General features: G+C 59.2%; 8 protein-coding genes. All 8 read left to right on the top strand.

The features are described from left to right. Window positions 1–1,437, top strand: coding sequence for a sigma-54 dependent transcriptional regulator (locus tag MMG91_RS24845; protein WP_310660992.1), 1,437 nt, complete (start codon window positions 1–3; stop codon window positions 1,435–1,437). A gap of 711 nt (window positions 1,438–2,148) precedes the next feature. Next, window positions 2,149–3,549, top strand: a complete 1,401-nt coding sequence (locus MMG91_RS24840; protein ID WP_008068509.1) for a polynucleotide adenylyltransferase PcnB — start codon at window positions 2,149–2,151, stop codon at window positions 3,547–3,549. A 3-nt stretch (window positions 3,550–3,552) separates the two neighbouring features. After that, the gene (gene folK, locus MMG91_RS24835; protein WP_305446919.1) at window positions 3,553–4,038 is read left to right on the top strand and encodes a 2-amino-4-hydroxy-6-hydroxymethyldihydropteridine diphosphokinase; all 486 of its coding nucleotides are present in this window, start codon (window positions 3,553–3,555) and stop codon (window positions 4,036–4,038) included. 376 nt (window positions 4,039–4,414) lie between these two features. Continuing rightward, the gene (gene panB / locus MMG91_RS24830; RefSeq protein ID WP_123361272.1) at window positions 4,415–5,215 is read left to right on the top strand and encodes a 3-methyl-2-oxobutanoate hydroxymethyltransferase; all 801 of its coding nucleotides are present in this window, start codon (window positions 4,415–4,417) and stop codon (window positions 5,213–5,215) included. After that, the gene (gene panC / locus MMG91_RS24825) at window positions 5,212–6,072 is read left to right on the top strand and encodes a pantoate--beta-alanine ligase (protein WP_310660991.1); all 861 of its coding nucleotides are present in this window, start codon (window positions 5,212–5,214) and stop codon (window positions 6,070–6,072) included. The genes panB and panC overlap by 4 nt, the downstream gene beginning before the upstream one ends. A 195-nt stretch (window positions 6,073–6,267) precedes the next feature. Further along, window positions 6,268–6,648, top strand: coding sequence for an aspartate 1-decarboxylase (gene panD, locus MMG91_RS24820; protein ID WP_003228271.1), 381 nt, complete (start codon window positions 6,268–6,270; stop codon window positions 6,646–6,648). A 229-nt stretch (window positions 6,649–6,877) separates the two neighbouring features. Beyond that, complete coding sequence (gene pgi, locus MMG91_RS24815; RefSeq protein WP_305446921.1) at window positions 6,878–8,542, top strand: glucose-6-phosphate isomerase; 1,665 nt, start codon at window positions 6,878–6,880, stop codon at window positions 8,540–8,542. 229 nt (window positions 8,543–8,771) lie between these two features. Further along, entirely contained in the window at window positions 8,772–10,709 is a 1,938-nt protein-coding gene (gene acs, locus MMG91_RS24810; RefSeq protein WP_305446922.1) for an acetate--CoA ligase, read from the top strand. The last annotated feature ends 106 nt before the right edge of the window (window positions 10,710–10,815 follow it).

The raw sequence follows: 10,815 nt of genomic DNA, 5'->3' as shown, positions 1-10,815 counted from the left end.
ATGCCGCACATTTTGATCGTCGAAGACGAAACAATTATCCGCTCCGCCTTGCGCCGTCTGCTGGAACGTAACCAGTACCAGGTCAGCGAAGCCGGATCCGTGCAGGAAGCACAAGAGCGTTTCAGCATTCCCACATTTGACCTGATCGTCAGCGACCTGCGTCTGCCAGGCGCACCCGGTACCGAGTTGATCAAACTTGGCCAGGGCACTCCGGTGCTGATCATGACCAGTTACGCCAGCCTGCGTTCGGCCGTCGACTCCATGAAGATGGGCGCGGTGGATTACATCGCCAAGCCTTTCGATCATGACGAAATGCTCCAGGCCGTAGCGCGAATCCTGCGTGACCGGCAATCGGCGCAAGCCAGCGGTGAACCGGTCGTCGGCAAAACGACCCATGGTGCCGCGAAAAACGGTGTCGACAACAGCAACGGCGAAATTGGCATTATCGGCTCCTGCCCACCGATGCAGGACCTCTACAGCAAGATCCGTAAAGTTGCGCCAACCGATTCCAACGTCCTGATCCAAGGTGAATCCGGTACCGGTAAAGAACTGGTAGCACGCGCCCTGCATAACCTGTCCAAACGCGCCAAGGCGCCGATGATTTCAGTGAACTGCGCGGCCATTCCGGAAAGCCTGATCGAGTCCGAGCTGTTCGGCCACGAAAAAGGCGCGTTTACCGGCGCCAGTGCCGGGCGTGCCGGGTTGGTGGAAGCGGCGGACGGCGGCACCTTGTTCCTCGATGAAATCGGTGAACTGCCACTGGAAGCTCAAGCCCGCCTGCTGCGCGTGTTGCAGGAAGGGGAAATCCGCCGGGTCGGTTCGGTGCAGTCGCAGAAGGTTGATGTACGCCTGATTGCCGCGACCCACCGGGACCTCAAGAGCCTGGCGAAGATTGGCCAGTTCCGTGAAGACTTGTATTACCGTCTTCACGTGATCGCCTTGAAGCTGCCGGCCCTTCGCGAGCGCGGCGCGGACGTCAATGAAATTGCCACTGCATTCCTCGCACGGCAAAGCGCACGGGTCAACCGCACCGATCTGAAATTCGCCCTGGATGCCGAACAGGCGATTCGGCATTACTCCTGGCCGGGTAACGTTCGCGAACTGGAAAACGCGGTCGAGCGTGCGGTGATTCTGTGCGAGAGCCCGGAAATTTCCGCCGAGCTGCTAGGCATCGACATCGAACTGAGCGATCTGGATGACGATGACTTCATCGGCCTGGCGCCCCAGCAGGGCAACGGCGCCGGTAACACCAGCCACGAGCCGACCGAAGATTTGTCCCTGGAAGACTACTTCCAGCATTTCGTTCTCGAGCATCAGGACCACATGACCGAAACCGAACTGGCCCGCAAACTCGGGGTCAGTCGCAAATGCCTGTGGGAACGCCGTCAGCGCCTGGGCATTCCGCGGCGCAAGACCGGGGTGGCCAGCGAGAGCTGAACCGCAGCTGTCGGATGTGCGGGTAACACATGACATTGTGAAAAAACTGTTACCTCAGCTTTTTCGCGTAACAGAAGCCGGGGCTTACGGTAACGAAGCCCCGGTTTTTTTGGGCCTCGAAAAACACCATCAGCCCACCTAACCCCTTGTTTTACTGGGCATCACAAAAGTTGGCACGCACCCTGCTATATGTTTAGTACAAGAACAACAACAAGCAATGCACAAGACAATAAAAATAAGACGTATCGACTCACGCACAATAAAAACAAGACGGCGAGAGGCGTAGCTAACTGATTCTTTTGGAGAGGCGTTGCATTTGGGGCTTGCCCCACGACCAGGCCGAGAATAATAAAAAACTGTCTCAAGACAGTGCCTGAACTGGTTGGATCGAACGATCACAGCAACACAGCGACCAAAGCAATCCGTTTGCTCTTGGCTCCCGATTGGGAGGGTCATGAAGGAACACTTCATGGCGAGGGCGCTCAACAAAAACAAGAAGCCCGAAACCAATAATAAAAATAGAGCATGCAACTACTTCTTGGGGAGCTTCGGCTCCCCTTGTGGTTTCTGGCGTTTGGGCACGCCACGCGACATCCCCTTCCACACGCTTGCTCAGCTTCCTACACCATCCCCCGACTAAATGCTAGAATCCCGGCCCATCATGCGGTCATTCTTCGTTATGGCCGAACATTCCTTCAAACAGTGCATCCCATGCTGAAGAAGTTGTTCCAGTCATTCCGTTCTCCCAAGCGTCATACGCAACACATTCGCAGTACGCCTGAAGTGCTCAACAGCGGCCAACATTCGCTGCAAAAGGCGCAATTCAGCCGTTACGCGGTGAATATCGTCGAACGCCTGCAGAACGCCGGTTACCAGGCTTACCTGGTCGGCGGCTGTGTGCGTGACATGCTGCTCGGCATTACGCCGAAAGATTTCGACGTTGCCACCAGTGCCACGCCTGAACAGGTACGTGCCGAATTCCGCAACGCGCGGATTATCGGTCGGCGTTTTAAACTGGTGCATATCCACTTTGGCCGCGAAATCATTGAAGTCGCGACCTTCCGTGCCAATCACCCGCAAAACGACGAGGACGAAGACAGCAACCAATCGTCGCGTAACGAAAGCGGGCGCATTCTGCGTGACAACGTCTATGGCACCCTGGAAGAAGACGCGCAACGCCGCGACTTCACCATCAACGCCTTGTATTACGATCCGGTCAGCGAGCGCATTCTCGACTACGCCAACGGCGTACACGACATCCGCAATCATCTGATCCGCCTGATCGGCGATCCGAAGCAACGCTACCAGGAAGACCCAGTGCGGATGCTGCGGGCCGTGCGTTTCGCCGCCAAACTGAATTTCGGCATCGAAAAACACAGCGCCACGCCCATCCGCGAACTGGCGCCGTTGCTGCGCGAGATCCCGTCGGCTCGTCTGTTCGAAGAAGTGCTCAAGTTGTTCCTCTCCGGCTATGCCGCGGACACCTTCGAAATGCTGGTCGACCTGCAGTTGTTCGATCCGCTGTTCCCGGCCAGTGCGGCAGCGTTGGAGTACAACCCGACCTACACCCACACGCTGATCAGTGAAGCGCTGATCAATACAGACCTGCGAATCAAACAGAACAAACCGGTCACCCCGGCGTTCCTGTTTGCCGCCCTGCTCTGGCCTGCCTTGCCGGCCCGTGTGTTGCGTCTGCAAGAACGCGGCATGCCGCCGATTCCGGCGATGCAGGAAGCCGCTCACGAGTTGATCGCCGAACAGTGCCAGCGCATCGCCATTCCGAAACGCTTCACCATGCCGATCCGCGAGATCTGGGACATGCAGGAGCGTCTGCCACGGCGCAGCGGCAAACGCGCCGACCTGTTGCTGGACAATCCGCGGTTCCGCGCCGGTTACGACTTCCTGCTGCTGCGTGAAAGCGCTGGTGAGCAGACCGATGGCCTGGGCGAATGGTGGACCGACTATCAGGACGCCAACGACAGCGAACGCCGGGACATGATCCGCGACCTCAGTGGCAAGGACGACGGCACCGGTGCTCCACGCAAACGTCGCCGCAGTGGCGGCGCCAAGCGCAAGCGCGCTGCCGGCGCACCGAGCGCTACAGGCGAATAAGCCATGGAACGCATCTACATCGGCATGGGCAGCAATCTGGCTGACCCCGCCGAACAACTACGCAACGCTGTCGCAGCGCTGGCGCAATTGCCGCAAACCGAACTGGTCGGGGTTTCCGGGTTTTATCAAAGCGACTCGCTGCTGCCCGGCCAACCGCGTTACACCAATGCGGTCGCCGCCCTCGACAGCAGCCTCGCGCCGCTGAACCTGCTTGATGCGCTGCAAGCCATCGAGAATGGCCAAGGCCGCGAGCGCCTTGAACGCTGGGGCCCGCGCACGCTGGATCTGGACATCGTGCTGTTCGGCGATCGACTGATCGACGAACCTCGCCTCAAAGTCCCCCACTATCACCTTCAGGAACGGGCCTTTGTGCTCTATCCGCTGGCCGAGCTGGCGCCGGCGGATTTGCGCCTGGTCGATGGCCGCACCCTCACAGAATTACTCGCCGCCTGCCCATTCGTCGGGTTGGAACGCCTCTCCCCGAATTGACAAAAAATCCCTGTGGGAGCGGGCTTGCCCGCGATGGCGGACTATCAGTCAACATTGATGTTGAATGTACAGTCGCTATCGCCGGCAAGCCCGCTCCCACAATGGTTTCTGTCGTATCAAGATTTGCAGCAGCAAAAATCTGCTGAATCGCATCAGTAACGCCGGTAACACCCCACGCGTAACAATGCGGTAACACACGCAATTGACTTCCCTGGTTCTCCTCACGACTATAGGCGTCCCGCTGCCGCCAACGCGGCGCCAAAGGGCGCAATCCAGGCCTTACAAGCACCACGAAAGAAGGTGCGCCTGTATAAATGACGAATCACGCGCGTTACTCGCAGTAGTTTCCATAGCGCCTGTAATGAGGATTTTTTTCATGCCAGCCATCACCCTGACCACGCTCCAGAGCCTCAAGCAGAAAGGTGAAAAGATCACCATGCTGACCTGCTATGACGCGACCTTCGCCCATGCCTGCAATGAGGCCGGGGTTGAAGTGCTGCTGGTGGGCGACTCCCTCGGCATGGTCTTGCAAGGTCACGACAGCACTCTGCCGGTGACCACCGCTGAAATGGCCTACCACGTGGCAGCCGTCAAACGCGGCAACGCCGATGCCTTGATCCTCGCCGACCTGCCCTTCATGGCCTACGCCACCATTGAACAAACCATGACCAACAGCGCCCTGTTGATGCAGGCCGGTGCGCACATGGTCAAGGTTGAAGGGGCATTGTGGCTTGCGGACTCGATCCGTCTGCTGGCCGAACGTGGCATCCCGGTGTGCGCCCACATGGGGCTGACGCCGCAATCGGTCAACATCCTCGGCGGCTATAAAGTCCAGGGCCGCAACGAGAACCAGGCGCGGCAAATGCGGGCCGACGCCATCTCCCTGGAACAGGCCGGCGCGGCCATGCTGCTGCTCGAATGCGTGCCCAGCGAACTGGCCGAAGAAATCACCCAGGCGGTAAAGATCCCGGTGATTGGCATCGGTGCCGGCAGCGGCACCGACGGCCAGGTACTGGTCCTGCACGACATGCTTGGCCTGTCCATCACCGGCCGCGTGCCCAAATTCGTGAAGAACTTCATGACTGGCCAAACCAGCATTCAAGCCGCCTTGAGCGCTTACGTCACTGAAGTCAAAGCGGCGACTTTCCCTGGCATCGAACACGGATTCTCTGCATGAACACCGTAAAAACCGTACGCGAACTGCGGGCCGCCGTGGCCCGTGCCCGTAGCGAAGGCAAACGCATCGGCTTCGTGCCGACCATGGGCAACCTGCACAGCGGGCATATCGCGCTGATTACCAAAGCCACCCAACGGGTTGATTTCGTGGTCGCGAGCATTTTCGTCAATCCGCTACAGTTCGGCGCCGGCGAAGACCTCGACAAGTACCCGCGGACCCTGGCCGCCGATCAGGAGAAACTGCTCCAGGCCGGTTGCCATCTGCTGTTCGCACCGACCGTCGAAGAAATGTACCCCGACGGCATGGCCGGGCAAACCCGCGTCAGCGTTCCGCAACTGTCCGAAGGCCTGTGCGGCGCCAGCCGTCCGGGGCATTTCGAAGGGGTGGCGACCGTAGTCAGCAAGCTGTTCAACATGGTCCAGCCAGACCTGGCGATCTTCGGCCAGAAAGACTTCCAGCAACTGGCGGTGATTCGCGCCCTGGTGCATGACCTGAACATGCCGATCCAGATCATCGGCGAACCCACCGTGCGTGCCGCCGACGGTCTGGCGCTGTCGTCGCGCAATGGTTTCCTCAGCGAAGAACAGCGGGCCGTCGCGCCAGTCGTCTATCGCACCCTGACCCATATTGCCGATGCAATTAAACAGGGTGAGCGGGATTACCCGACGTTGATCAACGAGCAGATCAAACAGCTTGAAGCCGCTGGCCTGCGTGCGGATTATCTGGAAATTCGCCATGCGCTGACCTTGCGTCCGGCGACGGCGGAAGATCGGGATCTGGTGATTCTGGTAGCGGCGTTCCTGGGCACGACGCGGTTGATCGACAACCTGCATCTGAACCTCGACGTACCCGCATAAACACCACCAAACCCTGTGGGAGCGGGCTTGCCCGCGATAGCGATTTAGCAGTCGACAGAGATGTTGACTGTTAGTACGCCATCGCGGGCAAGTCCGCTCCCACATTGGTCCTGTGTCAATTTCCACATCGTATTGCCGCCCTTCATGCCTTCGGGCAAACTGCCCGCCGTTCGATTCCGACCTGGGGAAACACTCATGCACGCCATCATGCTAAAGGCCAAGCTGCATCGCGCCGAAGTCACCCATGCTGTACTCGATTACGAAGGCTCTTGCGCCATCGACGGCGAATGGCTGGACCTGTCTGGCATTCGTGAGTACGAACAGATCCAGATCTACAATGTCGACAACGGCGAACGCTTCACCACCTACGCGATTCGTGGCGAAGAAGGTTCGCGCATGATTTCGGTCAACGGTGCTGCGGCGCACAAGGCCAAGGTCGGCGATCGCGTGATCATCTGCGCTTACGCCCATTACAGTGAAGCCGAACTGCTCAACTTCAAACCGCGCATGCTCTACATGGCACCGGGTAACGAGCTGAGCCACACCAGCAATGCCATTCCGGTTCAGGTCGCCTGATCGAGCCACTCCCCTGTCAGCCTTCCGTTTGTCGGACCGCTCCTGCTTAAATGTTAAAAAAGTACCGGGAGCAGGTCAGACAAAGTCAAGACAGATTGCAGCGCGAGGTTTACTGTATTCGCCCTGCGCCATGAAATCGTGTCGACGCAGTTGACCGGACGCCCACCCACAGCGCTCCGGGATTTTTAGTGTTCAAAAGGCCGTTCAAGTAAAAAGGAAAACCGCAGCGATGGCGTACTACCGCACTCCCCACGACGTTACCGCTCTGCCCGCCTGGCAAGCGTTGAATGACCACCGCCAAGCCATGCAGGATTTCAGCATGCGCGAAGCCTTTAATGCCGATCCGCAGCGTTTTACTCAATTCACCCTCAGCAGCTGCGGCCTGTTTCTCGATTACTCGAAAAACCTGATCAACGCCCAGACCCGCAATCTGCTGGTGGGCCTGGCCAACGAAGTCGACCTCAAAGGCGCGATCAAAGCGCTGTTCGATGGCGAAATCGTCAACTCTTCCGAAGGCCGCCCCGCGCTGCACACCGCACTGCGCCGCCCGGTGGGCGACAAACTGTCGGTCAACGGCGTCAACGTGATGCCTGACGTGCACAAGGTTCTGAACCAGATCACCGACCTCGTGGGCCGCATCCACGACGGTTTGTGGCGCGGTTACACCGAGAAGCCGATCACTGACGTGGTCAACATCGGCATCGGTGGCTCTTTCCTCGGCCCTGAACTGGTGTCCGAAGCGCTGCTGTCCTACGCCCAGAAAGGCGTGCGCTGCCATTACCTGGCGAACATCGATGGCAGTGAATTCCACGAACTGACCATGAAGCTGCGCGCCGAGACCACGCTGTTCATCGTCTCGTCGAAATCCTTCAATACCCTCGAAACCCTGAAAAATGCCCAGGCCGCACGCGCCTGGTATCTGGCTCAGGGTGGTTCGGAAGCCGAGCTGTACCGTCACTTCATTGCCGTTTCCAGTAACAATGCTGCGGCGGTTGCGTTCGGTATTCGCGAAGAAAACATCTTCCCGATGTGGGACTGGGTCGGCGGCCGTTACTCGCTGTGGTCGGCTATCGGTCTGCCGATTGCACTGGCCATCGGCATGTCGAACTTCAAGGAACTGTTGTCCGGTGCCTACACCATGGACCAGCACTTCCAGAGCGCGCCATTCGAACAGAACATGCCGGTACTGCTGGCGTTGCTCGGCGTCTGGTACGGCAACTTCTGGGGCGCGCAGAGCCACGCGATCCTGCCGTACGACCACTACCTGCGCAACATCACCAAACACCTGCAACAGCTGGACATGGAATCCAACGGCAAGAGCGTGCGCCAGGACGGTACGCCAGTGTCCACCGATACCGGCCCGGTGATCTGGGGCGGCGTCGGCTGCAACGGTCAGCACGCTTACCACCAGTTGCTGCACCAGGGCACCCAGCTGATTCCGGCCGACTTTATCGTGCCGATCGTCAGCTTCAACCCGGTGTCCGACCACCACCAGTGGCTGTACGCCAACTGCCTGTCGCAAAGCCAGGCACTGATGCTGGGCAAGACTCGCGCCGAGGCCGAGGCCGAGCTGCGTGACAAGGGCATGAGCGAGGATGAAGTGCAGAAGCTGGCGGCACACAAGGTGATCCCGGGCAACCGTCCAAGCAACACCCTGGTGGTCGAACGCATCAGCCCGCGTCGTCTTGGCGCACTGGTGGCGCTGTACGAACACAAAGTATTCGTGCAAAGCGTGGTCTGGGGCATCAACGCCTTCGACCAGTGGGGCGTAGAGCTGGGTAAAGAGTTGGGCAAAGGCGTCTACAACCGTCTGGTCGGTAGCGAAGAAACCCCGGCTGACGATGCCTCCACCCAAGGCCTGATCAACTACTTCCGCGGTCGTCACCGCGGTTGATTTGACGCCACCCGGTTGCCCTTGTGGGAGCGAGCCTGCTCGCGATAGTGGTCTGACATTCAAATGATGTTGAATGTTTTGACGCCATCGCGAGCAGGCTCGCTCCCACATTGGTTTATGGCGGTCACAAAATTTTGCGGCCGGCACCTTCTACACCGGCATCTGACTTGAACCCTTTCCCCACTCGGCGCATCTTTATTACTTGTCGTTACAAGAATAAGGAACCGTCATGTTCGATATCAGCACGTTCCCCAAAGCCGATGCCGTCCGCCGGGCCGCACAGTTAAGTCAAGACGACTACCAACGCCTGTACCGCCAATCCATCGAGCACCCCAGCACCTTCTGGGCCGAACAGGCCACACGCTTTCTTGATTGGAGCGCACCGTGGAAAACCGTCCAGCGTTACGACCTGAAAACCGGTGAGGCGAGTTGGTTCGCCGGCGGGAAGTTAAACGTCAGTTACAACTGCATCGACCGTCACCTGGAAAAACGCGGCGATCAAACCGCGATCATCTGGGAAGGCGATGACCCCGCCGAATCCGCCCAGATCACCTACAAGAAACTCCATCACAACGTCTGCCGACTGGCCAATGTGCTCAAAAGCCGTGGCGTGAAGAAAGGCGACCGCGTGTGCATCTACATGCCGATGATCCCCGAATCCGCCTACGCCATGCTCGCCTGCGCGCGGATCGGCGCGATTCATTCGGTGGTGTTCGGCGGCTTCTCCCCGGACTCGCTGCGTGACCGGATCCTCGACGCCGATTGCCGCACCGTGATCACTGCCGACGAAGGCGTGCGCGGCGGCAAGTTCGTGCCACTCAAACAGAACGTCGACACGGCGCTGCAAAGCTGCCCCAACGTGAATACCGTGATCGTGGTCGAACGTACCCAAGGCCAGATTAACTGGGTCGACGATCGGGACATCTGGTACCACCAGGCGTTGCGCGACGTCAGCGACGATTGCCCGCCAGAGCCGATGGACGCCGAAGACCCGCTGTTCATCCTCTACACCTCCGGCAGCACCGGCAAACCCAAAGGCGTGCTGCACACCACCGGCGGCTATCTGTTGCAAGCGGCCATGACCTTCAAGTACGTGCTCGACTATCGCGACGGTGAAGTCTTCTGGTGCACCGCCGATGTCGGCTGGGTCACCGGCCACAGCTACATCGTCTACGGGCCGCTGGCTAACGGGGCGACCACGCTGATCTTCGAAGGTGTGCCGAGCTACCCCAGCACCTCGCGCTTCTGGCAGGTGATCGACAAGCACCATGTGAACATCTTCTACACCGCTCCGACCGCGTTGCGTGCGCTGATGCGTGAAGGCCCCGAGCCGCTGAAGGAAACGTCCCGCGAGAGTCTGCGGTTACTCGGCACCGTCGGTGAGCCCATCAACCCGGAAGCCTGGGAGTGGTATTTCAATACGGTCGGCGAGCAACGCTGCCCGATTGTCGATACCTGGTGGCAAACCGAAACCGGCGGCATCATGCTCAGCCCGTTGGTCAGCACTCAACGGATCAAACCCGGCTGCGCCACCCAACCGATGTTCGGCGTGCAACCGGTATTGCTCGACGAACACGGCAAGGAAATCAAAGGCGCCGGCAGCGGCATACTGGCCATCAAGTCCAGCTGGCCGGCGCAGATCCGCAGCGTCTACGGCGATCCGAAACGGATGATCGAAACCTACTTCAAACCCTACCCCGGCTATTACTTCACCGGTGATGGGGCACGTCGCGACGAGGACGGCGACTACTGGATCACCGGGCGCATCGATGACGTGATCAACGTCTCCGGGCACCGCATCGGCACGGCCGAAGTGGAAAGCGCGCTGGTGCTGCACGACAGCATCGCCGAGGCTGCCGTGGTCGGTTATCCCCATGACGTCAAAGGCCAGGGCATCTATGCCTTCGTCACGCCCATGAACGGCACCGAAGCCAATGACGAACTGAAGAACCAATTGCTGGCGCATGTCAGCAAGGAAATCGGCAGCTTCGCCAAACCGGATTTGATCCAATGGGCCCCGGCCCTGCCGAAAACCCGTTCGGGCAAGATCATGCGACGAATTCTGCGCAAGATCGCCTGTAACGAACTCGATAGCCTGGGCGACACCTCGACCCTCGCCGACCCGAGCGTGGTGCAGGGTTTGATCGACAAACGCCTGAACTCGTAAATCGTTCGCGCAATGATCGTTCCCACGCTCTGCGTGGGAATGCAGCCAGGGGACGCTCCGCGTCCCAGAAGCAGACGCAGAGCGTCCGGTGAGGCATTCCNCGCCT

This window comes from Pseudomonas sp. JL3 (genome assembly GCF_031570575.1).
GTDB classification, from domain to species: Bacteria; Pseudomonadota; Gammaproteobacteria; order Pseudomonadales; family Pseudomonadaceae; genus Aquipseudomonas; species Aquipseudomonas cucumis.
The sequence above is the reverse complement of the archived record's forward strand: the minus strand, read 5'-3'. Positions and strand labels throughout refer to the sequence as shown.